A 24,460-nucleotide genomic window follows, 5' to 3' on the forward strand; every position below is an offset into this window, starting at 1 on the left:
TCTTTTCTGGAATGACTCCACGAACGCCACCACGAGGATTTTCCATATCCCCTTCGTAGCGCGGAATTAAATGAACATGGACATGGAAGATCGTTTGTCCGCCGTTTCCCCGCAATTAATACCGATGTTGTAGCCATCAGGGTGATATTTCTCTTCTAAAAGGGCTTTCCCATCCTCTAAAAGCTGATTGATTGCTGCTCTTTCTTCTATTGTTGTATCAAAGAAATCACTAATGTGGCGTTTAGGGATGATCAGCATATGGCCTTTGTTGACTGGGAATATGTCAAAAATCACAAAGGCTAGATCATTTTCTAATACAATATTTTCTGGTTGGCAAAACGGGCACGGTTTCGTCATTACATAACTCCTTAGGTAAAAATATATATCATTCTCTCTTTTGGAATTATATAACAAAAATCAAGATAGAAAAAGGAACTAGAGCGAATCTAAGTGGGAAGAAATTAAACATCTAATCATATGCATCTGTTATGTTTGGTTAGTTTTTGGGGAACTAGAATAGCTATAGAATAAGAATTAACTGCTACCTATATACTAATACTATAATTTTTTTGGTGGTGATTCTTTTGGTAAAGTATTTGATCAAACCCAATGCGAATTTAGAACAAGAGATCAATTTAAATAGAACTAATTTTCGTAAAACAAATACTCTTAACCCTGCTCTTATTGAAAAAGGAAGTATGGTTTTATTTTACATTTCGGGTACCAAATCAATACAAGCGCATGCAACATTAAAGGAAACTCCAAAAGAAAGACCCGAATTACAAACTAACCCCAATTTTTCAGATTTTATCTGGTTCGCTGAATTAGAAGACTTAACGATATATAAAACTCCTATTAATTTATCGGATATTAGTATTAGAGAAAAGTTAGATTGGTTTAATGAAGTCAATACGAATGGAGAGAAAAGAAAACTAACATCCTGGGGAAATTTTGTGATTACTACTAGAGAGATATCACTACATGATTTTTTATTACTTTCAAGGGATATTGATTTAAAAGAATGGATTAATGATGGAAAAATTTCGTTAAGTAATCCAAGGTCAGATTTTATGGAAGAAGAGACTTTTCCAGAAGGTAAAACAGTTTACCGTCTACATAAAACTAAAGAACGAAATGCACGTTTAATTGACAAAAGAAAAAAGCAAGCAATCGAAAGAGATGGCTCGCTCAAATGTGAAGCGTGCGGCTTTGATTTTGAAGAAACTTACGGTAGTGTGGGAAAAAACTATCTCGAAGGACATCACATCATTCCTCTATCTGAAACTAAAGAACCATACGAGGCAAAAATTGAAGACATCGTATTAGTATGTTCAAATTGCCATCGAATGCTCCATCGTAAAAGACCATGGTTGACAGTTGATCAACTTCACAATTTATTGAAAAAATAAAATTATTACAGGACAGGGGTTCCCTTGTCCCGCCTAGTAGCTATTGTTATTTATTCAATCAAATAAAAGAGACTGACTTAATAGGTTACTTGTTGTAACCCAATGAGTCAGTCTTTTTATAAAACTTATTTTCACTTTAAAAATTAAAGGCCCTTAACTGCTCTATCGTTATAAATGTTATACATTCTAAAGCCGCCTGTTTTGTATATACAAGAAAATACTTTTCCCACAACTTTATTCGCCAACAACACTAACTTTGCTGGCATCTCTTCAGTTAGTCGTCATTAAGACCGCTGTTTCATCGTTTTCCACTCTTCATCACCAGTCGATCAGTAAACTTATGTATCCGCTCACTTCTTAAAATTATTTTTCATACAATACATAATGACATTTTTTAATCTCTTCTTTTAATTTTTCTGGTGCTGTTTCCCATAACACTAAATCAATTTTCAGTAAAGTTTCAAGACTTTCGTCTATTAATTCTATAAACTTCGCCCATTCCCTTTGTGAAATTTCTGGAGCAAAAACAGCTAAGTCAATATCAGAACGTTCTTTATTATCACCGTAGGCTCTTGAGCCAAATAGAACTACTTTTTTTATACAAGGTGATTTTTGGGAAATTTCCACAATTTGATCATTAACATTTTTAGGAATTATCATAACCGATCATCATCTTCCACTTTTCCCTTTAGCATTATAAAAGTTTCTTTCATTTCAGGAAAATACGATTTAATATTCTTGAGTATTCTCAAAGCGGTTTCTTCATCATATGTATGTGACGTTTCATTTCTGTCTTTTAACATTTGAAGCCATAAATGATCATTTTGTAACCAACCAGCTTGGTATGCTTCTTTCAATGTTTCTCTAGGAGTTTTGGATTCTATACCTTCTGCTTGCAGCATCCTCTTTAAGGTTTTCCAATACAATTCAATAGTAAATTCAAACCGTCGGATCGTTCCATCAACAATTAGGCTATTATTAGTATCTTCCATTAAAGCTTCTTCTAATCTTATTAATGCCTTATCAAGATTTGAAATACTTTGTCTTAATTTCCGCATTTCATCCATAATTTAACCCTCCCCCTAATCATGTATTAAATAATCATGATGATATCTCTCATAATTATATAATTAGTTTTTGGTACCTGTCACTCCTCGAAAATTCTCTTTAAACAGTAAACTTTCATGGTTCATTCGCAGAATTAGCCCGGTATGTTTCAGCCACATCTTTTCATTTACTTCCCATATTAATTCAAAGCTTATATCTTTCATCTCAGTTTCGCTATAAACAAAACTCAAAAACGTTAAGTGTTCGAGATTTGTTTATAAGGCTCTAGCAATAAGGATCTCTTTACCTTCCCCATAACTATCATTTGCCTGCATCTGCTCCCTCGTTTTATATACATTATCCATCTGATCATGAAATTTGCAGGCCTTCTTATCGGCTACCCTCTTGCAGATAACCTGATTTCCTATGAAAGGAAGTAATTGTTTTAGAGAAGTATTCAAGATACTATGGATGAAGAATACATGATATCCTTCTCGTAAAAGGGTACGCGAGAACGAAATTAGGGGATGGTTAATTTGTATAAGATTGCCTTAGTAGAAGATGATACTGAACTAAGTTTACTGATTTCTACATTGTTAAAGAGGTACGACTACGAGGTCGTAGTTATCAATGATTTTGAAAATGTACTTCAGAAATTAATTGATTTGAAAGCTGATGTCATTTTGTTAGATATTAATTTACCTTATGTAGATGGTTTTCATATTTGTAAACAGGTAAGAAAAGTAAGCATTGTACCGATTATTATAATTTCTGCAAGAAATAACGATTCGGATCAAATTTTAGGAATGGAACTTGGCGCCGATGATTATGTCATTAAGCCTTTGAATGTTGAGGTTTTACACTCGAAAATTAAAGCCAGTATTAGACGTGCTTATGGTACCTTTACCGTTGAAAAAAGTAATGTCGTATTTGGGAATTTCAGCTTGGATTATCGTACGTTTACAGTATCAAATGAGGGAAATAAAATCGAATTAACAAAAAATGAATTTAAAATACTAAAATATTTAGCTGAAAAGCCGAATGAGCTTGTTACTCGTGAAAGCTTATTGCGTGAACTATGGGATGACATTTCATTTATTGACAATAATACATTGAATGTAAATATTTCAAGAATAAAGAATAAATTAAAGGAAATTGGAATTGAGGAAGTGATCCATACGAAAAGAGGATATGGATATAAATTTGTTCGAACAGGTCTGGAGAAAGTAAATGAATAAAAAGGTGTTAATCAACTTTTTTAAAGATCATCTGTTGTTTACCTTTGCCCTATACGGTAGCTCTGCCCTTGTTATCACGTTTTTTTGGCTGCAAACTAATCATCAAATTGAATTGATCTATCCGTTGATCCTCGTATCTTTTGTTTATCTTATTTTTATGATCATTCGAGCGTATCGCTATCTCACTTTTCATCAACTGGTTGAGAATGCAAATGGACGGCTAGATGACGTTTCTATAAAAGGGTCAAAATGGACGGAAGAACAACGCATGGTTATCGAAAAAATCAAATCCATGGCAGACGACTCACTAGCAAAGGTTAATCAGCTTGAAATGCAAAACGAAAATAAATATAAAATCATCTCGCAAATCATCCATAATATAAAAACGCCTACATCTGTGATCGACTTGATGGTCCAATATAGTCAAACTGAAAAAACAAATGCTCATGAAGTCATTACTAAGATAAACAAAGAAAATCAATTAATTAATGAGCATCTCGATCAAGCTTTACATTATTTACGGTTAGATTATTTTCAACATGACTTTTCCATTGAAAAAACCGATTTAATTCAACAGTTACGTGAGATTATAAATGTAAAAAAAGACCAGTTTATTTATAATCAAGTGTTTCCACAGTGGAACGTCGATGAAGATTCTTTCTATGTGCTGACGGATAAAAAGTGGAATAAAATCTTGCTAGATCAGCTAATTTCTAATGCGATTAAATATACAGCATTGAAGCCTGGTGAAAAGAGGGTTTCTTTTTACGTCCAGTGTAAGGAAGACCGGGTGCTCTTATTCATCGAAGATACAGGGATAGGGATTTCTGAACATGACTTAAAGAGAGTCTGTGAGCCATTTTTCACTGGAGAAAATGGACGTAAAATACGAAATGCTTCTGGCATAGGCCTTTATTTAAGTAAAAGTATATCGGACAAAATGAACCATCAGATGGGCATTTCATCTAAAGTCGATAAAGGAACAATAGTAACTTTGACTTATATTACAAAAATGTAATATTAACGTAAGCTCGTGTAATTGTTTCCGAACGATTGCCTTTACTATAATAATAATATAGGTAAGTAAGACTAGGAGGCAATCATGAGTGTAATAAAGGCAATAAATATTAAGAAAGTATATGGCGGTGGAAAAGAATTTGCGCAAACAATCGCGTTAAATAATATTAACATCGAATTAGAGCAAGGAGAGTTTACCGCCATCATGGGGCCTTCGGGCAGTGGGAAATCGTCATTGCTTAATGTCCTTAGTGGTTTTGATCACCCTACATCTGGAGACGTTTTTATTCAAGGGGCTAAAATGAATGAGATGACAGGTGATGAATTAGCCATTTTTAGAAGAGACCATATCGGCTATATTTTTCAGGAGTTTAATTTACTTGATAGCTTAACAATTCAACAAAATATTATGTTACCGATGATGTTAAACCGTGAAGAGACAGAGTTAATGAATAAAAAAGCGGAAGAATTAATGAATCTCCTTGGCATTTTAACGATAAAAAACAAGTATCCTTATCAAGTCTCAGGTGGTCAGCAGCAAAGAGCTGCCATCTGCCGTGCTCTCATCAATGATACATCCATTATTTTTGCAGATGAACCAACAGGGAATCTTGATTCTAAATCTTCAAAAGCGGTACTGGAATGTTTAAAAGAAACGAATGAAGCATATCGTACAACGATCTTATTAGTAACCCATGATCCTTTTGCCGCAAGTTATTGTGATAAAGTGCTATTTTTAAAAGATGGGACGTTAAGGACGCAGTTGTATAAAAAAGAATCACAAGATCACTTTACCAAACAAATTTTGGACAACTTAGCGGTGTTGGAGGAAGATGACTATGACGTATAATCAATTCATCTTCAAAGCGGTCTTGTACAATTTCCGCAAATATCTCGCTTATTTTTTCTGTATTACGTTTTCGATGACGGTGTTCTTTTTATTTACTGCCATTTGGTTTACACCAAACTTTAACGAACATACGTCAGCAGGCACACAGCAAATTGTTCAAATTGCAGGAGTTATTTCATGTGTCTTTTCGATATTTATTATTACATATTCCTATCAGCAGTTTTTTAAAAGTAGGACAAAAGAGTTGGCGATTCTCCTTTCATATGGCCTACTACATCGAGATATGAAAAAAATGATCATCTTTGAAAATAGTTTTATTTTTCTCACAAGCCTCAGCGTTGCCTTAATCAGTGGCAGTGTATTTTCACGCCTCATCTTTATGATCACGACATCGATTTTAGCGATCGAGGATATTCATTTTTCCTTAACGTTTCAAAGTTTTTTATGGACAACCGTTGCTTTTATTCCGATTTATGCTTTGATTGTTGGTTTAACATTAATGAAAATGAAAAATAATCACGTGACAAATCTGTTGAAAACAAATCGAGTGAAGGAAATGAATCGAGAAGGCAATCGCTTTTTCATGGTACTCGGACTTGTCATTATCATCACTTCTTTCACCCTCTTAACGATCTATACGAGTGATTTTTCGAACGTTGATTCGATGAGAGAAGTGATCCTACTAGCAGTCGCCCTTTGTATTGTTGGTGTATATTTATTCCTTAGTCACTTGATGAGTCTACTCTATTTGTTTTTCAACCGAAAAGGAAAACTATTTCATCAACATATATTACCTCTAACTGAATTTGCGAGTAAGTTTGTTCAAAATCGAGCGATCATCTTTATCGTTTGTTTACTGAGCATGGGAACTGTTTTCTTCTCAACCCTCTCTTATACTCTGTATCATCAAAGTTATGCGATTGCTGACAATGAACAGTTATTTGATGTGATGATGAAGGATTACGAAGCCGTTCATTTAGCCGAACATATGAAGATCGATCATCTGCTAGCACAAGAAGATGATCGAATAATAGATAAGCAAAAATTTAACGTTGCTTACTTATATGCTCCCGAAATGGATCATACCCCATGGAGAACGAATAAGCATGTGATGGCAGCATCAGTCGAGGAAATCAATGAGGTGCTTGGGACAAACTTTTCAGTAGACCAAGGTCATGCAATTGTTATTGATTTTAATCAGGAATATGAAACGATTACCTATTTTACAGAGACTATCTTATTAGAAAACAATCAATCTCGTTATACGTTTGTGAATCAAGGAACAGAGCAACATAAGTTGTTTGATCGTTATGTATTTACTCAGCCAATCGTTATTTTATTGAATGAGGCGGAAATGAAAACGATCGTAACCGATGCTTCGACCTATGAATTAGGGACAATTTATATGTTTACGTTTGATGATTGGTTGAAAAGCGGAGCCTTTGTTTTTCAGCTAAAGTCAGAATTGGATTCTGCTCTTGAAGGAATAGCCGATCAGAATCTAGAAGCGATAGAAACTATAAAAGGGCGTTACAATCAACCTTTTATCGTCCATTCAAAATATGATCGTTATCAACATACGAAGCAAGTATCAGGGTTTGCTCTCTTTATTATGTCATTTATTAGCATTTTATTTGTCGTCACAGCTTGTATAGTCCTCTATTTTAAAACGTTTGCGGATGCAGAGTCGGATCGAAAAAAATTGAGATTATTACGGACAGTCGGCATTACCTCATCAGAAATCAAGGCTTATGTATATACTAAGCTGAAAATGATCATAGTTCTCCCAATTGTGTTCGGTAGCTTATTAGGTTTATGTTTAAGCGTAGCGATTAATTTGTACAATGTAGCAGAAATCGAAATACTTAATGGAACGATATTCACAAATGGACTAAAGATCATCGGTTTGTATTTTATTGTTATCGGTGTTTACTATTACTGGCTCCGTATGACGTATCGAAGAACTGTGGAATAACATTTTTGGCATGCTATAGAAGGAGTTTTTGTGATGAGAAGTAAGGCGACTTTAGACGTTAACAACCTTTCAAAAAACATTGGAAAAATAACTATCGTTAAAGATATTTCTTTCCAGCTACAAAAAGGTGAAATTAAAGGGCTACTAGGACCTAATGGCTCTGGAAAAACAACAATTTTAAAAATGTTAGTCGGTTTATTAAAACCAACAACAGGAAGCATTACGATAGACGGAAAAGAAATTCAAAAAGACTTTGAAAGTGCTATTCGTAAAGTTGGTGCAATTATTGAAAATCCGGAGCTTTACGATTACCTATCTGGTTATGATCATTTACAAATCTTTTATCGAATGTCACCTGGTGTATGCGAAAATAGAATAGAAGAAGTGATTGAAGTGTTAGGGATGGATCACTACATTGATGATAAGGTCAAGACGTATTCCCTTGGAATGTTGCAAAGACTCGGATTAGCGCAAGCCATGTTACATCGTCCTGCGATTCTTTTGTTAGATGAACCAACGAATGGTCTGGATCCTTCAGGAATTCAAGACCTCAGAAAACACTTGAAAATGCTTGCCAATGACGGGACAGCGATTATTATTTCTAGTCATTTATTAGCTGAGCTTGAAATGATTTGTGACAGTGTTCTTATTCTTGACAATGGAAGAATGGTTAGTGATGGAAATCTAGAAGAATTAAGACGTAATACAACTAAGGAAAGTCTTTATCAATTTCACGTGTTAGAATCATACAAGCTGAAAGAAGTATTGGCGCTTCTCCCCCAATATGATCAAGTAGTTGACATCGTTTCAGATGGTTTTTCAATCCATGTATCAGAGCGTGAAGCTGCCACCATCAATCGATTTTTAGTAGAAAATCAAATCAGTGTTGTTGGTATCGAAAAAAATAAAACAACATTAGAAGAAGCATTTCTTTCACGACTTAATCAAGCGAAAAGAGGTCAATGATGAACTACTTTTTTGATCTAGTATTCAATGAAAATGTAAAGATATATAAACGTCCACGGGCATGGGTATTAATCAGTTTGTTAGTGACTATGAACCTTTTTATAGCGATGGTCATGAGGTTTATATTTTTTGATACAGATTTTACCTTTTGGGACCATTTAAATATTAGTACCTTTGTTATATTTGTGTTGAATTTTCTTTGTATAATTATTGCAGGCGATATCGTCTCTAGTGAGTTTTCATCAGGTACGATCAAGCTCCTCCTCATTCGCCCAGCCAGTCGCATCAAAATATTGTTAGCCAAATTTATTTCTGTCCTATTGTTTATTGTATTAGTAGTTGTTGTTCACCTACTGACATCTGTGATGTTTGGAGGCATCTTCTTTTTTAACAGTATATTTGTGTTAGAGCCTCCATTTATCTTGAACATCATCTTAAGGTACGGATTTGGTTTTATCGAAATTGTCGTTGTTTGTTCTATGGCGATGATGTTATCTGTTGTCACAAGAAGCAGTGTGTTTTCAGTGTCAGTTCCTATTTTTTTAGTAATGTCAGTAACATTACTATTAGAATTACTCGCTCATTATCAAATACAAATGGGCAAATATATATTATTTGCCAACACAAACTTAACACAGCATTTCCTTGGTCGACCATTATTTGAAGGGATGACTCTCCCCTTCTCCGTTTTGAATATAACGATCCATATGATAGTGTTTTTCATTTTATCAACTGTCGTTTTTTCTAGAAGAGATGTGAACATGTAAGTTGATGGTGGGCCTACTCCTAAGGATGCCGCATATTCACCAGTATCCTCTATCAAAAACAATCGGTAAATGAATAAGCTCAGCAATTCCATAAATATACCAATGGCGTTTCCGCTTTGGTATATTTATGGAGTACATATTAATACCTACTATGTCGGTCCATTGCGCAGCTTCCACTTTCTTTCCTTGATGGTGAGTGTGAAGGAAAACCACATCCACACTCACCATCAATGTTACATATTCTTCCTCAAATTACTTTTTCCACCTACAAATAATTTACTCTACCTTTTTCAAAGTTCCAAGAATGTTTATTTGTTGTGAAAATAACTTATCTATTTTCTTTATAATAGTTGGCTTAACTGTAAAAATAACACAGGTTGCCGGACCAGAAGCTTTATTGATATTTAGATTTGATTTTATTTCATCCATTAAAAGGTGGTTTCGCTTTTTCAATTCATTAACTTCATAGGCAATCCCTTTTGAACCAACTGGAACAATTTCGTGTACTTCTTTTATCTGTCGTAACCTTTGGATAGCAAGCAAGTCAGCTATTTCAGGGTCATCTAGCCTAACTTCATGACCTACCTTAGGTATACCTAAACAAAGTACAATATCACCATTAAAACTTTGACAATGCAATTTTTGCCCTTGACCAATACCTGTAATCCCAATCCCCGTTTGTTGAACAGGTACATTTTCTTCAGTGCTTCCATTTAGAATTTCTTCAGATTTTAAACCGATTAAACTACTTTCTTCTATAATACCTGCAATAATTTCTCCCCCAGTGGGATTCATTTCTACAGCTAACGTATCAATGAGTGCGATCGGCTTGGCTCCTACAGAAATTAGCTCCATAAGCACAACTCGACTAGTAAATCTTCCTAAAATACGCCCGTCAACTTTTACTACGTCTAATTCTTTAGGGCCAATAGCTCCTGAAGAATCGCAAGCTATGACTAGTTTTTTTTCAAAGTCATCTAAAATAGTTAAATCTCGATATCTACTAATTTTCAAAACTTAATTCTCCCTTTCAAGTATCGAACTAACGTGCCTGATACAATCAGATTTAATGCTGATCCTATGACTAATGGAATAATCATTGCTATAAAAAAGGGAACACCAAATTGTGGAATAAGAATGAATGACGCCGGTAGTACAACCCCATTAAAAAGAACGCCAACCATGAGAGCAAGTATCAAAAATCCTTTTTTATAGATGATACCAATTATAGCGCAGACAAAAGCCATTTCCAGACTAATTAATAAATGAATTGGGATTGATAAAGGAAACCCTACATTTAACGACGTTAATATATGCCCCATAAAACCCACAAGCGCCCCGCTAGTTGGACCTAATAGAAGTGCTGCTAGAAACGCTGGCGCCGAATCAAAAGCTACTGTCCCAAATGGGCTTGGGATTTTAATAAAGCTCCCCACTACAGATATGGCAATAAACATTCCTAATATAGCAATCTTTCTTATTTCTAATCTGCTTGTTTTAACACCTTTCTCAACCTTTAACATAAAACTTTCCCCCTCAAATTTGGCTCTTCGCTAATTTCTATTGGAACACAAGATTTCATAAAGAATAATAGTCTAGTAATCTTCTCAACTTTTACTAGGGTTTCATACTTAAACTTGTTAGCTGTTGCATAGATCATGGCAATAAAGTTTTCGATTGATCGGTAGCCTCTTGCTTTCCGCTTCGATGCTTGAACAAGGCTATTAATTCCTTCAAGTAAACCATTGGTCATCCTTGAGGTGAACCAACGTAAGATGCCTTTTTCATGTTTTTTGAGTGAACGAGCAACTTCTACCATGGGCTCTAAACGAGACCGTATAGCCCAGTTGTACCAATCATCAAAATACCAACCTGAAAATAGTTGGCTTGTAGACCAAAGTCCCTGCAGAGCTAGTCTTAACCGATAAGCCTTAGCTGTATTCAAATGACTATCTTTTAACTTCATAAGCTTTTCTTGTTGGTACTGCGATAGGTTTTGTGAGTTTTTCAACCATAAATAACGTGTTTTTTTAAGCAATGGCTCATCATTCTGTTCCTGTATCCTGTAGTGTTAGGTAAACCCAACTTTCACTTTAGAACCATGAGGTTCCAAAGATTATCCGGTATTAGCTTCGGTTTCCCGAAGTTATCCCAGTCTACAGGGCAGGTTGCCCACGTGTTACTCACCCGTCCGCCGCTAACTCTCATAAAGCAAGCTTTAATTGAGTTCGCTCGACTTGCATGTATTAGGCACGCCGCCAGCGTTCGTCCTGAGCCAGGATCAAACTCTCCATAAAAGTGTTTGATAATGCTCAAAATAAAACATTGACGAGATATTTACTATCTCTTTTTTGTCTAGCTTCAGACACCATCAACTCGAGACACTTCAGTTCATCAAACGAAGTCAAAAACCGACTTCTTATTGCTGACCTTCTAGTGCTTTTCGTTGATAAGCGGGTGTCTTCCGCCTTTCATATTCGCTTGGCTGTGTGTTCAGTTTTCAAAGAACAATCTACTTTTTCCTGTTTCAACAACAAGAAATTGATTATATTACAATAATTCTCTTGAGTCAATACTTTTTAAACTAATCATTTTAGTTTGTTTATTCTATACATTTGTCATCAAATAAAACTAATATGAAGTATTAAAACATTTTAGTATCTGCACTAAAAGCTCCTCAACGCAATATTACAACGATGGATAATCAGGAAATACTAATGGTACCGAGGGCCGGACTTGAACCGGCACGATAGTCACCTACCGCAGGATTTTAAGTCCTGTGTGTCTGCCAATTCCACCACCCCGGCAAAGCAGACTATAAAATTGGAGCGGAAGACGAGATTCGAACTCGCGACCCCCACCTTGGCAAGGTGGTGTTCTACCACTGAACTACTCCCGCGAAACAAATTGTGGTGCGGGTGAAGGGACTCGAACCCCCACGTCAAAGACACTAGATCCTAAGTCTAGCGCGTCTGCCAATTCCGCCACACCCGCGTATGGATTTTTTTGCTAGGCAAAAAAATGGTGAGCCATGAAGGATTCGAACCTTCGACCCTCTGATTAAAAGTCAGATGCTCTACCAACTGAGCTAATGGCTCCTAAAATATAAGAGTGCCGGCCAGAGGACTTGAACCCCCAACCTACTGATTACAAGTCAGTTGCTCTACCAATTGAGCTAGGCCGGCATATATAGGTAAGTTATTTTCGCTCCACTTTAGTTACGCAAAAAAACTCTGGTGGCTCGGGACGGAATCGAACCGCCGACACGAGGATTTTCAGTCCTCTGCTCTACCGACTGAGCTACCGAGCCACACTTTTTTTAAAAAAATGGCGGACCCGACCGGGATCGAACCGGCGATCTCCTGCGTGACAGGCAGGCATGTTAACCGCTACACCACGGGTCCAAAATATATTTACAAAATAGTTGGTTGCGGGAGAAGGATTTGAACCTACGACCTTCGGGTTATGAGCCCGACGAGCTACCAGACTGCTCCATCCCGCGGTAATATAAATTAATCAATTTAACTTTGCTTTTGATGTAACGACTCGCTCTTCCTCTACTAGCAATGCTCTGCAACTGTTGCATCGAGCTGCGGTGCTTATCCTTCGAAACAAACTCAATGTGCTCCATCCAGTGATAATAGTATGGTGGAGGATGACGGGATCGAACCGCCGACCCCCTGCTTGTAAGGCAGGTGCTCTCCCAGCTGAGCTAATCCTCCGTTAACAATACGATTACACTTACACCTTAACTTGACGTTTTCATCTTAACAAACATTCTGATTATAAGCAAATGGTGACCCGTACGGGATTCGAACCCGTGTTACCGCCGTGAAAGGGCGGTGTCTTAACCGCTTGACCAACGGGCCAATAACTAGTTATATCAGGCACTTTGAATATTTAAGTAGAATTAATAAAGTTAAGCTTGGTATGGTATGGTATGGGTTTGGTGGGCCTAAGTGGACTCGAACCACCGACCTCACGCTTATCAGGCGTGCGCTCTAACCAGCTGAGCTATAGGCCCATTCTTTTGGAGCGGGTGATGAGAATCGAACTCACAACATCAGCTTGGAAGGCTGAGGTTTTACCACTAAACTACACCCGCATTGATAAATTTATTATATTATATAGATTTATTACCGCATTTTGGCCTTATCATGTCTCTTCCTCTGCATGTTAATTCATAGATGGTTATGCGTCGAGACAACTCGGGGTTTTACCACTAAACTACATCAACAGTGTCATTTTTTAATTTAATAATATGATAATAAACACCCCAAAAATTGGCTGGGCTATCTGGATTCGAACCAGAGAATGACGGAGTCAAAGTCCGTTGCCTTACCGCTTGGCTATAGCCCACTAATATAATAACATGGGGCGATCGATGGGAATCGAACCCACGAATGCCGGAGCCACAATCCGGTGCGTTAACCACTTCGCCACGACCGCCATGTTAATTATCTTCAATGGCAGGGGCAGTAGGAATCGAACCCACACTGGAGGTTTTGGAGACCTCTGTTCTACCGTTAAACTATGCCCCTATAAAATCTAAATGGTGGAGGGGGACGGATTCGAACCGCCGAACCCTAAGGAGCGGATTTACAGTCCGCCGCGTTTAGCCACTTCGCTACCCCTCCATAATATTAAATTGGTTGGTTATTGATGGCGGAGGAAGAGGGATTCGAACCCCCGCACGGTTTAACCCGCCTGTCGGTTTTCAAGACCGATCCCTTCAGCCGGACTTGGGTATTCCTCCGTATCACTTCAAAACAATTATGTTGGTAGCGGCAGAGGGGATCGAACCCCCGACCTCACGGGTATGAACCGTACGCTCTAGCCAGCTGAGCTACGCCGCCAAAAAGTAAATAGGTAAGTTTTTTTACTCCACTTCGTTTCGCGAAAAATTGGTGGAGCCTAGCGGGATCGAACCGCTGACCTCCTGCGTGCAAGGCAGGCGCTCTCCCAGCTGAGCTAAGGCCCCATAATACATAAACTCTTAATATTTAGCGACAAAATTTATTATATCAGAACAACATGTTCCGCGCAAGTGTTTTTTTGTTTTTTTATCGTCTACTTAAAAAGCATGGTTACAGCGACAAAATTTATAATAACACAAGTGGTGATTTTGTACAACCATTTTCAAAAATGTTTTATTGATATTATCAAGCGCACTAAATAGTTTGTTCTACGCAAATACTTTTGTAAACCATAACTTCTTTAAAAAAATTTATTTTTTTGATCTTGTTATTAGTCTTCATGTATTAAGTATTACAACTAAACTTCTGTACCCTTAAAGTTTATTTTGCACACTTTGTGCATTCAACCTAATGTTTCTATTCAAAATCCTATTTTACACAATGAGCGAATATAGTGAGATGGAAGCCTTTTTTTAATGAAAGGAAATATAAATGTATCAAAATTTCAATTCTTTGTCATCACGTACTCTTTATTCACAAATTAAACTAGTAAACATTACAACAACTTAATAACTTTTGATTTAGAGTAAAAATTTACAAAAAGAAAAAGCGACCTCATCTAAGAGCGCTTCTTGACTTTATATAATATCTCTAACCTTACCTTATACTTAATTAACACAGAAACAATAACCTAAAATATTCTATACTATTTGTTCTTCTTCGTCACCTTTTATTATAAATTGTCTTTTATTAATCCGTTCATTTAAATAATTTTTCTTTAATAAATATTGTAGATGCGGAAGCGGCATTGAACCATGTCCTTTACATTCATTAAGCTTAAATTGTACAATAGCACCCACCTGTCTAATAATAGTCATAGCATCTGCCGAATTAAAGTTACGTTTAACATCTTCCGAAATCTGGTATTCAGTCCCTACTTCAATTTTCATAATATTGCTCCTTTTTTAGTATCTCGTACTAGTATGCCACTAAACTTTGTTAATATACTTTTTCCTTTCCAGTGAATTTAGGTACTTTAAATGCGTTCCAGAAATCTAAAAGTCTAAATTCACTTTTAAAATCCCTTTCTTGCATTTCGATCGGCGCCATGTCCCATTGAATATCATGTCGATAGATTTTATCATTCATAACAAGAAAAGCGCAAGGCACCCGTCTATCGGCGACAAACACTGGAAGACCAGCTCGTAGCGGTCGGGTTTTTGACCGAAAGAGAAGGTCTGAATTGATCGAGCCGATGGCGCCTGGAGCTAGACAGTTTCCAAGTTAGAAATTTATAAATTCTGATACTGCAAGAAAGAGGTTGCACAAAAGTAAAACCTTTTGTGCAACCTCTTTTAAAATTTAATTTTATTTAATCTCAAGAGTGCCGGCCAGAGGACTTGAACCCCCAACCTACTGATTACAAGTCAGTTGCTCTACCAATTGAGCTAGGCCGGCATATATAGGTAAGTTATTTTTGCTACACTTTAGTTACAAAAAACTCTGGTGGAGGATGACGGGATCGAACCGCCGACCCCCTGCTTGTAAGGCAGGTGCTCTCCCAGCTGAGCTAATCCTCCGACATAAAATATTTTTATTATCTTATTACATCTAAATCTTTGGTGACCCGTACGGGATTCGAACCCGTGTTACCGCCGTGAAAGGGCGGTGTCTTAACCGCTTGACCAACGGGCCACTATTAAAACCGCGACTGGCGGAGAAGGAGGGATTTGAACCCTCGCGCCGCTTACACGACCTACACCCTTAGCAGGGGCGCCTCTTCAGCCACTTGAGTACTTCTCCTTAATATGGCTCCACAGGTAGGACTCGAACCTACGACCGATCGGTTAACAGCCGATTGCTCTACCACTGAGCTACTGTGGAATTAATCTAGTATGGTGGGCCTAAGTGGACTCGAACCACCGACCTCACGCTTATCAGGCGTGCGCTCTAACCAGCTGAGCTATAGGCCCATTCTTTTGGAGCGGGTGATGAGAATCGAACTCACAACATCAGCTTGGAAGGCTGAGGTTTTACCACTAAACTACACCCGCATTTATAATCAACCGCATGGTCGGGAAGACAGGATTTGAACCTGCGACCCCCTGGTCCCAAACCAGGTGCTCTACCAAGCTGAGCCACTTCCCGTTATTTTATGGCGCGCCCTGAGAGATTCGAACTCCCGACCTTTTGATTCGTAGTCAAACACTCTATCCAGCTGAGCTAAGGGCGCATGTTGTTTATTCGATGATGTTATTCCAAGAAGATTAACGGACGATGTATTGCTCCGTAGATATCCTGTCTCTTCCTCTACAANTTGTGGAGCGGGTGATGAGAATCGAACTCACAACATCAGCTTGGAAGGCTGAGGTTTTACCACTAAACTACACCCGCATTTATAATCAACCGCATGGTCGGGAAGACAGGATTTGAACCTGCGACCCCCTGGTCCCAAACCAGGTGCTCTACCAAGCTGAGCCACTTCCCGTTATTTTATGGCGCGCCCTGAGAGATTCGAACTCCCGACCTTTTGATTCGTAGTCAAACACTCTATCCAGCTGAGCTAAGGGCGCATGTTGTTTATTCGATGATGTTATTCCAAGAAGATTAACGGACGATGTATTGCTCCGTAGATATCCTGTCTCTTCCTCTACAAGTACCGCCTTGTAGCAGGCTGCGTCGAGACAACTCGCAGTTGTTTCACAGATGTTACGCTCGTAGCTGAGCTAAGGGCGCATGTTGCCTTTTAAATTTTTCTGGTACCGAGGGCCGGACTTGAACCGGCACGATAGTCACCTACCGCAGGATTTTAAGTCCTGTGTGTCTGCCAATTCCACCACCCCGGCAATTTACTAAAGACTTAACAAAAAAAAATGGCTGGGCTATCTGGATTCGAACCAGAGAATGACGGAGTCAAAGTCCGTTGCCTTACCGCTTGGCTATAGCCCATTATTATTTATAATTTGTATGGCGGACCCGACCGGGATCGAACCGGCGATCTCCTGCGTGACAGGCAGGCATGTTAACCGCTACACCACGGGTCCAAAATATAAAACTATTAAGTTGGTTGCGGGGGTAGGATTCGAACCTACGACCTTCGGGTTATGAGCCCGACGAGCTACCAGACTGCTCCACCCCGCGATAATAAAAGTATAATATTTTTGTGCTTGCTCCTGACGTGTCGACTGTTTCTTCCTCTTCCAGTATTGCTTTGAAGCATGCTGCGTCGAAACAACTAGTAGCTTATTCAATGATGTAAATGCTCGTCGCTCCACCCCGCAATGATATAAATTTAATGTACCCATTAAGAATCTAAAAATATATTTTCATGGTGGACCCTGTAGGACTCGAACCTACGACCAATCGGTTATGAGCCGACCGCTCTGACCAACTGAGCTAAGGGTCCGGAATTAATATATAAATTATTTTTTTATATTTTAATATAATCTAGCAACGTCCTACTCTCACAAGGGGAGGCCCCTAACTACCATCGGCGCAAAAGAGCTTAACGATCGTGTTCGGCATGGAAATGAGTGTGACCTCTTCGCTAACGTTACTAACTCTACTGACTTCAATTATTTCATGTGATGCTTCTTAGAATTTGCTACATGCTACTTTGAGTCAAGGAAGCATACACTTGATGACGCAGGAGCATTTTCAACGACAAGAATTATCATAACATAGCACCTAATTCTACGCAAGTGTTTTTTGTATTTTACTTTATTTTTTAAAACGTAGATAACTTCACCATTATTATTCTTTATATTGGTGTAAACTAAGTGCTGACCTCACCATTAGGCTTATAAATTTATCATAGAATGTCTTTAGTTTCAAGTTTTATGTTAAAGATTTTTCAGATTACAATATTAAAACTAAATTAAACCTTCACACTTTTTTGTTATAGCTGAGGGAACTTAATAAAATAATAATCATAAAAGGTAGGTGTAAATTAATGAAAACAATGTTACTTTTTTTACTTTTTTTCACTCTCAGTTTAATTGTAGCCCTTATTTTCGATCTATTATTAGGTTTGTCCATACACAGTTTTTTTAGAAATATCGTTATTACTTTTATGGTTATGGACCTACCAGAGTATTTACTATTCTTTTCCCTATTTATCCTAGTAATTATTAAACCCCTAACAAATATAGTTAAAAAAATCAAAAACTAACCTCTAACCTTCTGTAGATTGATTAACTATTTGCTTTTGTCCTTTTTTACGAAATTTAGCAATGATTAAAAGCAACAAAGGGATAAACAATCCAAATATAGCATGGATGGTTTTTAATGAAAGCTTCCCCTCTTCTAAATGCTCAGCAAAATCCGTGGCAATAAACATAGATAACAGAAGAATAATAATCCCAAAAGGTAGAACTAACGTCTGTTGTTTTACTTTAAAAAGATCTGATGCAGCAATAACTGCTGCATAATAGAACAGAGATGTTTTAAAAAAAGCTCCGATAAATAAGGTTAATACAACAATTGCGTCCAATCGTTGAATAAAATCAGCAATGTTTATTAGACTAATTGTTGAAAATAATGGAAAAGTTGAATCTTGGGTAATTTCCATCCCTAGAACCGCAACATTTATAGCCGTTGAATAAGCTAATATTAGACCGCTTAAAAGGATCGAATATATACCAATTTTACGTGAATTTTCTTTTGTGTTTAAATAGTGAAATACCATTGTAAAACATACCAATTCACCAAATGGGAAAACTGTAGTATTTGGAAAAATTGTAGTAAGAATCGGTTCAAAGCCATTTTCTAAAATTGGAAATAAATTATTAAACTCAACTAATCCTGAAATTAATACTAACATATTCCCTAAAAAGGAAAGACAAATTAATATGAGTAAATATAATTCTGATAACCTTGCTAATACAACAATTCCCTTATTTAGTACGTACGCTATTGCTACCATCATAAATAAATTAATCACAAATAACGGTGTAACATTATAAACCGATGATGCTAATAAATCTCCTACATCTCTTAAATCCCTTGAAGAACCGTATAAGAAATAAACCACATAAAAGATGCCAACTAAAAACCCAAGATACTTCCCTAAAATATCTCGTGAATAACTAGTAAGGGGTTTTGAATATAGTATATAAAGCTGGTGAAAAATGAGAAATATTAAAATCCCTATCCATGAACCGAGTAAAATAGCAATCCATGCATCTTTTTTAGCATCTAACCCAAACCCTACAACTATTGATGTTCCAAGCTGAAATAAAACTAACAATGAAAATAATTGAACGCAAGTTATTTTAGCATTTTTCATTCTTTATCCCTTCTTCTCTGATCAAACACGATATTAAAAAATCATCCCTGTACGGCGAATGTTCGATTCAACCCTTACTTCTACTTTACAATCTTTAAACACATCTCCCCAGTTGCCCTCAAATTTCTTCCATTCTTTCGGATACTCCAAATGAAAAGCTTTTCCAAAACCAAAAACATCTGTACGAACCTGTTGTGCTTGGTCGATAGCCTTTATTATCTCTCCCTTAGTTCGTTCTGATAATTGTTTTTCTAATTTAGCAATGTCTTCTTTTTTATTTAAATCCAAATCACTACACTCTACATCACCAATCAATCCGTTTTGTAAAACTTCTAGGTAAAATACTGGGTTTTCTTCTTCTACTTTAGGTTTTATAGTTACTTTCGAAAAAAGAATCTCTACTGTAAGAACTTCTTTTTCTTCATTTGAATCTAGAACCACGATCGTATTTTGCATTTCATTAATCAGTTGTAAGAATGCCCTTGAATAATCTCCCTCAACCCAAGTTTGTAACTTATCTTCCTTAAAAAGCGCTAAATCATCAATGATAATCGTAGCCGACATTTCGGTTTTATCATAATTTGATTTTCCAAAGCCCTTCTCCACATCGCCTTCAACACTAACCCCACTAATCATAGCTTCTTTTCCCTTACTTTTGATATCTTTGATTACATTTTTAGCATCATTCATAATCTTAGTAGACATTAACTTTTCAGAAAATTTCAACTTATCGCCAATAGCCTTCGCCGGTAACAATTCAATCGCTTGTATTGTTTGGACAATTACTTTTGCAGGATGACCTTTTGCAATGAGAATTCGTGAGGTCATCCGCATTTCTACATCTCTTCGGATAAAATCTAAAAGATCCTCAATTCCTTGACGGGCTAGTTCTTCACTAAAAACAAATATTTGTACGTGACCTAAAAATATTTGTCCAGGTATTTTATGTATACTTCTTTGAATAGCATCCAAAAAAGTTTTTCCATTACCAGTAAATACAGTTACCGGTAATCGATCTCCACCTCCAACCCCCTCACTCGCTGTAACAATCGCTGGATTAACTATTTGTAACGAAACCTCATACTCATCAGACTCAGGGTGCTTATCAACTCCTATCACCGAAACAATTGCAAGATCTTGAAGTTCTACCGAATTATAGCAACCCGTAAGAAATATAGGACAGACCAAAACTAATAAAATAGACCTCCTTTTTACGCGGAAACCCTTAAACATATTGTTAATTTGTAGAATTTTCTCTAGGATACTTTTTTTCATCAATATCCATCCTTTTTCTATTTGTTTGATGAAGGAATTTTGGACGCGATCGTTTTGCCCATATTGGAAATCGAAATATATTATCCTTCTGATCTTGAAGATAAAAAGGAGCAAGCGGGGCCATATACGGAACACCAAATGATTCTAAACTACACAAATGAGCGATAATCATTAAATTCGTAATTGCAATTCCATAAAACCCGAAATAACCAGCAGCTAACATTACCCCAAAACGTAACATTCGTATCGAAATACCTAAATTGTATGAAGGAGATACAAAGCTTGCAATTCCAGTTAAAGCTACCACGATAACCATCGCAGGCGAAACTATACCAGCCTGAACAGCAGCTTCCCCCAAGATTAACGCACCCACAATAGATACCGCTTGACCTACAGCTCTCGGCATTCGAATTCCAGCTTCTCTTAAAATTTCAAAACTAAATTCCATCAACAGTGCTTCTATAATTACTGGAAAAGGATTTCCTGCCCGCTGCGCCGCAAGACTTAACAATAACGGGGTTGGAATCATTTCGGGATGAAATGAAATTGCTGCTATATAAACAGATGGACCTAATAACGCAATTAAAAAACAAATAAAACGTAGACAACGGATTAAACTAGCAATATCATATCGTTGATAATAATCTTCAGTAGCTTGAAAAGATTGAAAAAATGTATACGGTACTATTAGGGCAAATGGAGTTCCATTAACCAGAATACTAATTCTGCCTTCTAATAAATTCCCAGCGACACTATCGGGTCTTTCCGTATTAAACACTGTTGGAAAGGGGGAAAAGGAACGATCTTCAATAAATTCTTCAATATTGCCTGATTCAAGGATTCCATCAATGTCAATTTGATTTAAACGATTTTTTACTTCCTGTAAAATCTCTTCATTAACTATTCCTTTCATATACATGACTGCTACTTTTGTATGAGTAACTCTACCAATATCAAAGCCCTCTACCCAAACATTAGGGCTCTTAATTCTCTTTCTAATTAGAGCAATATTTACACTTAACGATTCAGTAAATCCATCTTTCGGTCCACGAATGACAATTTGCGAGGATGGTTCTTCTACCCCTCGAGACTCCCCTCCCTGTGATGAACCACTAATACCTTTCAAGCAGCCATCGATAAGAATAACTGTGGCTCCTGATAAAATTGAAAGCAATATTTCATTGTAGTCTTCAATTACTTTTATATCACCGAGAGATGAAGCCTTCTTAATCATGAAATCAAATGTATTTGTGTAATTTTTAAATGACTCTAAAATAAAAAGATTAGCTATAAAATCGCTAACAATATTTTTAGAGACTAATCCTTCTAAGTAAATTACTGCAATCTGCTCATTTAAATTTTCTTTTAATTGTAATTGTTTCACAACTAAATCTGAACTATTACCAAGGTCATTTATTATTTTCTTTATATTTAAGTTTAGCTCATCATCTAAGACCAAAGATTTTTTATCATTTATTAATTGGTTATCTTCGCAATTCCATTTCATAAAAATCCCTCATAACAAATAAATTTCTAGTGTGTTATTTTGGTTTAAATTACATTTTTCCTCAACAAAATCAATACGTGTTAATTAATTACAGAGTGGTTTTATTGTTTACTCTAAAAGACGTTTGTATTCCAGCTTTCAGTTTATTATTCTATTCATATTAACGTTTAGTAAATTTTTTTCATTAATCTAATCTTTTAGAAGACAACTTTAATCAAATATAAAAAGCCCTCGTACGGGGAAGAAAACCTATCCATACACAGGGCAAAATAATATTATTGCAACCTTTCTACACAACAATCAACATGAATGAAATCGATCGCAAATAAGAACAACTCAATAATTAGCGAACCTGGTGTCCTCTTACTTTGATAAAACACTGGTTTGTTCACAAATAACGGCTCTCTTGTCCGATATAAATATAATTAGAAAAGCGCAAGCACCTTGGTCACGAGCAGCTGCTTTTGTGCCACTCCGTTTGCTCAAGAGCAATTGTTTTCCGTGCGACGAGTAACCGCAGGAGCAATTGTTTTTCGTGCGACGAGTAACCGCAGGAGCAAAGCTGCATGAAGCTAATCGACGAAGGATCTCAAGCAGTAATTGAAGTCCGTTGCTTGACTGAAATGATCGAACTCGTAGGCTGCTTGCGCTAGACAGTTTTCAAGTTAGAAATTTATAAATTCTGATTATATAAAAAAGGTGATGGAATCTATTAGATTCATCACCTTTTTCTATTAAATAACAAATTTTATTGGCAAACGATAACTTGCCGCATAAAAGTCCCTTTTTTAGCAACACAACGGTCAACAATATCAAATCGAGCTTTAGTAATCAGTGAATCGATCTCCTCAATCGTGAGCACCACTACTTTCCTAGCGAAATTTCGAGCGCTTTGAAGCATCTCTAATTGCTCTTTCTCGTCAAGTACTGAACATAAATTGTATGGCATATCAATGATAGCTACATCATACTTTCCTTCAACAAAACGAATATCTCGTAATGTTACTTCTGTATCATAACCAAAAAATGCGATATTTTTACGTGCACCAGGTAAAACGAGTGGATTTAAATCACTTCCAACTATATCAATTCCCATTGATAATGCTTCAATTAAAACCGTTCCAATCCCACAACAAGGGTCAATCACTTTAACCCCAACTGGGTTAGGTGCAGCAATATTCACAACTGCCCTTGCTACACGTGTACTTAAGGCTGTTGAGTAATTTTGAGGTTTCTGTTGGTGCTTAAACCATACCGCTTCACCTTCAAAGTACTCGCCAAATATCCATCGTTCATTCACTTTTATAATCCCAAACAATACGTCTGGGTTTTGAAGATCAGCTTTCCCTTGAATTCGTAGTCCTACTTTACGTTCAATATTCCGTCTCTCTTCAAACCCTACTTTTTGAGATGTGTATCCATCGCTATGTTTTATAAAAAGAACTTTAAACGTTTTACTTAATTTTAAACCCTCTACTTGGGTAACAATTTCCTTTAAGCTTTCCCCTTCATAAATAACATCAATTCTCTCTTTAATAAATGGGCTTCTATTTGGGTCTAACTTTAACGGACTTTCTAAAATTGTTGTTTCAGTATCACAACCAAAAAAGGAGCGCATTTCCAAGCGACACAAATCTATTTCATCTTCATGACGCGAATAAGTATAAATACACATTGACGTCTTTTGTTTATTATTAGCCAAATTATTCTCATCCTCTATTTACTTTCTCTACTTAATTATAGCTAAAAAGCGACTCAAATACCTTAGTTTTTCATAGCTATTGTTTCAGAGCATTAACACTTCATTAGGTAAATAGGAAAGCTAATTACCCACATTTTCCTCTAGGAATTTTTTGATTTTCTCCCTATACCATCTACTTTCAGGTTCTAAAATATCGCCAACTAGAAAATGTCCCTTTCCTTCAATTATCCATAATTCTGTATGTGCCCCCGCCTTTTCTTTTAAATTAAAAGCATGCTGTACCGAGGTTTGCTGATCGTTATCACCGTGAATGAGTAAAATTGGACGCGGATCTATTTCGCTTATTACATTCAGTGGTGAATTTTTTAATGGATCAACGTTATACTTTACGTACAATAAGATCTTAAAAGCTGGCTTATACATACTTATCACGAGGCTAGGTACTCCTCCTGCTTTCATGTAATCAACAATTTGACTCTCAAATGCCTCATAGGCACTAGCTGA

21 protein-coding genes, 36 tRNA genes, 1 rRNA gene and 1 other annotated feature are annotated in these 24,460 nt (G+C 36.7%); of the genes, 8 read left to right on the forward strand and 50 right to left on the reverse strand.

Going from position 1 to position 24,460, the window contains the following annotated elements; all coding sequences use genetic code 11:
• Positions 1–66: 66 nt before the first annotated feature.
• A complete protein-coding gene (locus BKP37_RS03690) occupies positions 67–357 on the reverse strand; it encodes an HIT family protein (protein ID WP_245712434.1) in 291 nt (96 codons plus the stop codon).
• Positions 358–584: 227 nt separating this feature from the next.
• Here BKP37_RS03690 and BKP37_RS19060 point away from each other — a divergent pair, with 227 nt between their 5' ends.
• Entirely contained in the window at positions 585–1,409 is an 825-nt protein-coding gene (locus tag BKP37_RS19060; RefSeq protein ID WP_084034529.1) for an HNH endonuclease, read from the forward strand.
• 363 nt (positions 1,410–1,772) lie between these two features.
• Here the strand turns inward: BKP37_RS19060 and BKP37_RS03700 are convergent, their stop codons facing one another.
• Positions 1,773–2,069: a nucleotidyltransferase family protein gene (locus BKP37_RS03700; RefSeq protein WP_071308331.1), complete on the reverse strand. Its 297-nt coding sequence runs from the start codon at positions 2,067–2,069 to the stop codon at positions 1,773–1,775.
• Positions 2,066–2,476 (reverse strand): HI0074 family nucleotidyltransferase substrate-binding subunit, encoded by a 411-nt coding sequence (locus BKP37_RS03705; RefSeq protein ID WP_071308332.1) that lies wholly within the window; start codon positions 2,474–2,476, stop codon positions 2,066–2,068. Before BKP37_RS03705 ends, BKP37_RS03700 begins: the two co-directional genes overlap by 4 nt.
• 516 nt (positions 2,477–2,992) lie before the next feature.
• Here BKP37_RS03705 and BKP37_RS03715 point away from each other — a divergent pair.
• The 6 genes from BKP37_RS03715 to BKP37_RS03740 all read left to right on the forward strand — a co-directional run bounded on the left by BKP37_RS03715 (position 2,993) and on the right by BKP37_RS03740 (position 9,269).
• Positions 2,993–3,694 carry a response regulator transcription factor gene (locus BKP37_RS03715; protein WP_071308334.1) on the forward strand — a complete coding sequence of 234 codons (702 nt, stop codon included), beginning with the start codon at positions 2,993–2,995 and terminating at the stop codon, positions 3,692–3,694.
• Complete coding sequence (locus BKP37_RS03720; RefSeq protein WP_071308335.1) at positions 3,687–4,712, forward strand: sensor histidine kinase; 1,026 nt, start codon at positions 3,687–3,689, stop codon at positions 4,710–4,712. Before BKP37_RS03715 ends, BKP37_RS03720 begins: the two co-directional genes overlap by 8 nt.
• An 84-nt stretch (positions 4,713–4,796) precedes the next feature.
• Positions 4,797–5,561 carry an ABC transporter ATP-binding protein gene (locus BKP37_RS03725; protein ID WP_071308336.1) on the forward strand — a complete coding sequence of 255 codons (765 nt, stop codon included), beginning with the start codon at positions 4,797–4,799 and terminating at the stop codon, positions 5,559–5,561.
• A complete protein-coding gene (locus BKP37_RS03730) occupies positions 5,551–7,536 on the forward strand; it encodes an FtsX-like permease family protein (protein ID WP_071308337.1) in 1,986 nt (661 codons plus the stop codon). Before BKP37_RS03725 ends, BKP37_RS03730 begins: the two co-directional genes overlap by 11 nt.
• Before the next feature lie 33 nt (positions 7,537–7,569).
• Positions 7,570–8,502, forward strand: coding sequence for an ABC transporter ATP-binding protein (locus tag BKP37_RS03735; RefSeq protein WP_084034531.1), 933 nt, complete (start codon positions 7,570–7,572; stop codon positions 8,500–8,502).
• On the forward strand, positions 8,502–9,269 hold the full coding sequence (locus tag BKP37_RS03740; protein ID WP_071308339.1) for an ABC transporter permease: 768 nt from the start codon (positions 8,502–8,504) through the stop codon (positions 9,267–9,269). Before BKP37_RS03735 ends, BKP37_RS03740 begins: the two co-directional genes overlap by 1 nt.
• A gap of 36 nt (positions 9,270–9,305) precedes the next feature.
• Here the strand turns inward: BKP37_RS03740 and BKP37_RS19885 are convergent, their stop codons facing one another.
• From BKP37_RS19885 to rrf, 42 genes are all read right to left on the reverse strand, one after another.
• Entirely contained in the window at positions 9,306–9,482 is a 177-nt protein-coding gene (locus BKP37_RS19885) for a hypothetical protein (protein ID WP_169823073.1), read from the reverse strand.
• Between the two features lie 63 nt (positions 9,483–9,545).
• Entirely contained in the window at positions 9,546–10,283 is a 738-nt protein-coding gene (locus BKP37_RS03750) for a hypothetical protein (RefSeq protein ID WP_071308341.1), read from the reverse strand.
• Complete coding sequence (locus BKP37_RS03755; RefSeq protein ID WP_071308342.1) at positions 10,280–10,792, reverse strand: ECF transporter S component; 513 nt, start codon at positions 10,790–10,792, stop codon at positions 10,280–10,282. Before BKP37_RS03755 ends, BKP37_RS03750 begins: the two co-directional genes overlap by 4 nt.
• A complete protein-coding gene (locus tag BKP37_RS19065; RefSeq protein WP_084034533.1) occupies positions 10,786–11,331 on the reverse strand; it encodes a transposase in 546 nt (181 codons plus the stop codon). Before BKP37_RS19065 ends, BKP37_RS03755 begins: the two co-directional genes overlap by 7 nt.
• Positions 11,330–11,435 (reverse strand) — a sequence feature (16S ribosomal RNA rRNA prediction is too short). Its footprint overlaps the gene before it by 2 nt.
• Before the next feature lie 552 nt (positions 11,436–11,987).
• Positions 11,988–12,076, reverse strand: a tRNA-Leu gene (locus BKP37_RS03760).
• 17 nt (positions 12,077–12,093) lie between these two features.
• Positions 12,094–12,168, reverse strand: a tRNA-Gly gene (locus tag BKP37_RS03765).
• Between the two features lie 11 nt (positions 12,169–12,179).
• Positions 12,180–12,263 (reverse strand) — tRNA-Leu (locus BKP37_RS03770).
• 28 nt (positions 12,264–12,291) lie between these two features.
• Positions 12,292–12,367, reverse strand: a tRNA-Lys gene (locus BKP37_RS03775).
• Between the two features lie 14 nt (positions 12,368–12,381).
• Positions 12,382–12,454: transfer RNA gene (locus tag BKP37_RS03780), tRNA-Thr, on the reverse strand.
• A gap of 49 nt (positions 12,455–12,503) precedes the next feature.
• A tRNA-Phe gene (locus BKP37_RS03785) sits at positions 12,504–12,579 on the reverse strand.
• Positions 12,580–12,597: 18 nt separating this feature from the next.
• A tRNA-Asp gene (locus BKP37_RS03790) sits at positions 12,598–12,673 on the reverse strand.
• A 21-nt stretch (positions 12,674–12,694) separates the two neighbouring features.
• Positions 12,695–12,771: transfer RNA gene (locus tag BKP37_RS03795), tRNA-Met, on the reverse strand.
• 144 nt (positions 12,772–12,915) lie between these two features.
• A tRNA-Val gene (locus tag BKP37_RS03800) sits at positions 12,916–12,991 on the reverse strand.
• A 72-nt stretch (positions 12,992–13,063) separates the two neighbouring features.
• Positions 13,064–13,138, reverse strand: a tRNA-Glu gene (locus tag BKP37_RS03805).
• Between the two features lie 78 nt (positions 13,139–13,216).
• Positions 13,217–13,293: transfer RNA gene (locus BKP37_RS03810), tRNA-Ile, on the reverse strand.
• Between the two features lie 7 nt (positions 13,294–13,300).
• A tRNA-Gly gene (locus tag BKP37_RS03815) sits at positions 13,301–13,374 on the reverse strand.
• Between the two features lie 179 nt (positions 13,375–13,553).
• A tRNA-Gln gene (locus BKP37_RS03820) sits at positions 13,554–13,628 on the reverse strand.
• Positions 13,629–13,642: 14 nt separating this feature from the next.
• Positions 13,643–13,718 (reverse strand) — tRNA-His (locus BKP37_RS03825).
• An 18-nt stretch (positions 13,719–13,736) separates the two neighbouring features.
• Positions 13,737–13,810 (reverse strand) — tRNA-Trp (locus BKP37_RS03830).
• A gap of 12 nt (positions 13,811–13,822) precedes the next feature.
• Positions 13,823–13,906 (reverse strand) — tRNA-Tyr (locus tag BKP37_RS03835).
• 26 nt (positions 13,907–13,932) lie between these two features.
• Positions 13,933–14,025: transfer RNA gene (locus BKP37_RS03840), tRNA-Ser, on the reverse strand.
• Between the two features lie 23 nt (positions 14,026–14,048).
• Positions 14,049–14,125: transfer RNA gene (locus BKP37_RS03845), tRNA-Met, on the reverse strand.
• A 49-nt stretch (positions 14,126–14,174) separates the two neighbouring features.
• Positions 14,175–14,250 (reverse strand) — tRNA-Ala (locus BKP37_RS03850).
• A gap of 636 nt (positions 14,251–14,886) precedes the next feature.
• Positions 14,887–15,135 (reverse strand): hypothetical protein, encoded by a 249-nt coding sequence (locus tag BKP37_RS03855; protein WP_071308343.1) that lies wholly within the window; start codon positions 15,133–15,135, stop codon positions 14,887–14,889.
• A 435-nt stretch (positions 15,136–15,570) separates the two neighbouring features.
• A tRNA-Thr gene (locus tag BKP37_RS03865) sits at positions 15,571–15,643 on the reverse strand.
• 46 nt (positions 15,644–15,689) lie between these two features.
• Positions 15,690–15,765: transfer RNA gene (locus BKP37_RS03870), tRNA-Val, on the reverse strand.
• A 40-nt stretch (positions 15,766–15,805) separates the two neighbouring features.
• Positions 15,806–15,880: transfer RNA gene (locus tag BKP37_RS03875), tRNA-Glu, on the reverse strand.
• 17 nt (positions 15,881–15,897) lie between these two features.
• Positions 15,898–15,988 (reverse strand) — tRNA-Ser (locus tag BKP37_RS03880).
• 6 nt (positions 15,989–15,994) lie between these two features.
• Positions 15,995–16,069: transfer RNA gene (locus BKP37_RS03885), tRNA-Asn, on the reverse strand.
• Positions 16,070–16,081: 12 nt separating this feature from the next.
• Positions 16,082–16,158 (reverse strand) — tRNA-Ile (locus BKP37_RS03890).
• Between the two features lie 7 nt (positions 16,159–16,165).
• Positions 16,166–16,239, reverse strand: a tRNA-Gly gene (locus BKP37_RS03895).
• A 17-nt stretch (positions 16,240–16,256) separates the two neighbouring features.
• Positions 16,257–16,333, reverse strand: a tRNA-Pro gene (locus BKP37_RS03900).
• A gap of 8 nt (positions 16,334–16,341) precedes the next feature.
• Positions 16,342–16,418 (reverse strand) — tRNA-Arg (locus BKP37_RS03905).
• Positions 16,419–16,505: 87 nt separating this feature from the next.
• Positions 16,506–16,579, reverse strand: a tRNA-Gly gene (locus BKP37_RS03910).
• Positions 16,580–16,596: 17 nt separating this feature from the next.
• Positions 16,597–16,673 (reverse strand) — tRNA-Pro (locus BKP37_RS03915).
• Positions 16,674–16,681: 8 nt separating this feature from the next.
• Positions 16,682–16,758, reverse strand: a tRNA-Arg gene (locus BKP37_RS03920).
• Between the two features lie 184 nt (positions 16,759–16,942).
• Positions 16,943–17,031: transfer RNA gene (locus BKP37_RS03925), tRNA-Leu, on the reverse strand.
• 28 nt (positions 17,032–17,059) lie between these two features.
• Positions 17,060–17,134: transfer RNA gene (locus BKP37_RS03930), tRNA-Gln, on the reverse strand.
• Between the two features lie 19 nt (positions 17,135–17,153).
• Positions 17,154–17,229, reverse strand: a tRNA-Asp gene (locus BKP37_RS03935).
• A 20-nt stretch (positions 17,230–17,249) separates the two neighbouring features.
• Positions 17,250–17,326 (reverse strand) — tRNA-Met (locus BKP37_RS03940).
• A 188-nt stretch (positions 17,327–17,514) separates the two neighbouring features.
• Positions 17,515–17,591: transfer RNA gene (locus tag BKP37_RS03945), tRNA-Ile, on the reverse strand.
• Positions 17,592–17,630: 39 nt separating this feature from the next.
• Positions 17,631–17,746 (reverse strand): 5S ribosomal RNA (rrf, locus tag BKP37_RS03950).
• 400 nt (positions 17,747–18,146) lie between these two features.
• Between rrf and BKP37_RS21105 the strand changes: the two genes are divergently transcribed.
• Positions 18,147–18,356 carry a YczF family membrane protein gene (locus tag BKP37_RS21105; protein WP_483860429.1) on the forward strand — a complete coding sequence of 70 codons (210 nt, stop codon included), beginning with the start codon at positions 18,147–18,149 and terminating at the stop codon, positions 18,354–18,356.
• A 3-nt stretch (positions 18,357–18,359) separates the two neighbouring features.
• Here the strand turns inward: BKP37_RS21105 and BKP37_RS03960 are convergent, their stop codons facing one another.
• The 5 genes from BKP37_RS03960 to BKP37_RS03980 form a co-directional block, all read right to left on the reverse strand.
• Positions 18,360–19,472 carry a GerAB/ArcD/ProY family transporter gene (locus tag BKP37_RS03960; protein WP_071308346.1) on the reverse strand — a complete coding sequence of 371 codons (1,113 nt, stop codon included), beginning with the start codon at positions 19,470–19,472 and terminating at the stop codon, positions 18,360–18,362.
• 33 nt (positions 19,473–19,505) lie between these two features.
• Positions 19,506–20,747, reverse strand: a complete 1,242-nt coding sequence (locus tag BKP37_RS03965) for a Ger(x)C family spore germination protein (protein ID WP_071308347.1) — start codon at positions 20,745–20,747, stop codon at positions 19,506–19,508.
• A complete protein-coding gene (locus tag BKP37_RS03970; protein WP_084034534.1) occupies positions 20,710–22,254 on the reverse strand; it encodes a spore germination protein in 1,545 nt (514 codons plus the stop codon). Before BKP37_RS03970 ends, BKP37_RS03965 begins: the two co-directional genes overlap by 38 nt.
• Before the next feature lie 748 nt (positions 22,255–23,002).
• Positions 23,003–23,929 carry a TRM11 family SAM-dependent methyltransferase gene (locus BKP37_RS03975; protein WP_071308411.1) on the reverse strand — a complete coding sequence of 309 codons (927 nt, stop codon included), beginning with the start codon at positions 23,927–23,929 and terminating at the stop codon, positions 23,003–23,005.
• Positions 23,930–24,076: 147 nt separating this feature from the next.
• Positions 24,077–24,388 (reverse strand): alpha/beta hydrolase family protein, encoded by a 312-nt coding sequence (locus BKP37_RS03980; RefSeq protein ID WP_071308348.1) that lies wholly within the window; start codon positions 24,386–24,388, stop codon positions 24,077–24,079.
• Positions 24,389–24,460 lie beyond the last annotated feature (72 nt).

The organism is Anaerobacillus alkalilacustris (genome assembly GCF_001866005.1).
Taxonomy (GTDB): domain Bacteria; phylum Bacillota; class Bacilli; order Bacillales; family Anaerobacillaceae; genus Anaerobacillus; species Anaerobacillus alkalilacustris.

Coding starts and splice junctions, on each gene's coding strand:
- BKP37_RS03735 (WP_084034531.1), top strand. CDS start 7,570: ATGAGAAGTAAGGCGACTTTAGACGTTAACAACCTTTCAAAAAACATT.
- BKP37_RS21105 (WP_483860429.1), top strand. CDS start 18,147: ATGTTACTTTTTTTACTTTTTTTCACTCTCAGTTTAATTGTAGCCCTT.
- BKP37_RS03965 (WP_071308347.1), bottom strand. CDS start 20,747: ATGAAAAAAAGTATCCTAGAGAAAATTCTACAAATTAACAATATGTTT.
- BKP37_RS03755 (WP_071308342.1), bottom strand. CDS start 10,792: ATGTTAAAGGTTGAGAAAGGTGTTAAAACAAGCAGATTAGAAATAAGA.
- BKP37_RS03700 (WP_071308331.1), bottom strand. CDS start 2,069: ATGATAATTCCTAAAAATGTTAATGATCAAATTGTGGAAATTTCCCAA.
- BKP37_RS03725 (WP_071308336.1), top strand. CDS start 4,797: ATGAGTGTAATAAAGGCAATAAATATTAAGAAAGTATATGGCGGTGGA.
- BKP37_RS03970 (WP_084034534.1), bottom strand. CDS start 22,254: ATGAAATGGAATTGCGAAGATAACCAATTAATAAATGATAAAAAATCT.
- BKP37_RS03730 (WP_071308337.1), top strand. CDS start 5,551: ATGACGTATAATCAATTCATCTTCAAAGCGGTCTTGTACAATTTCCGC.
- BKP37_RS03740 (WP_071308339.1), top strand. CDS start 8,502: ATGAACTACTTTTTTGATCTAGTATTCAATGAAAATGTAAAGATATAT.
- BKP37_RS03690 (WP_245712434.1), bottom strand. CDS start 357: ATGACGAAACCGTGCCCGTTTTGCCAACCAGAAAATATTGTATTAGAA.
- BKP37_RS03720 (WP_071308335.1), top strand. CDS start 3,687: ATGAATAAAAAGGTGTTAATCAACTTTTTTAAAGATCATCTGTTGTTT.
- BKP37_RS03975 (WP_071308411.1), bottom strand. CDS start 23,929: ATGTGTATTTATACTTATTCGCGTCATGAAGATGAAATAGATTTGTGT.
- BKP37_RS03960 (WP_071308346.1), bottom strand. CDS start 19,472: ATGAAAAATGCTAAAATAACTTGCGTTCAATTATTTTCATTGTTAGTT.
- BKP37_RS03705 (WP_071308332.1), bottom strand. CDS start 2,476: ATGGATGAAATGCGGAAATTAAGACAAAGTATTTCAAATCTTGATAAG.
- BKP37_RS03855 (WP_071308343.1), bottom strand. CDS start 15,135: ATGAAAATTGAAGTAGGGACTGAATACCAGATTTCGGAAGATGTTAAA.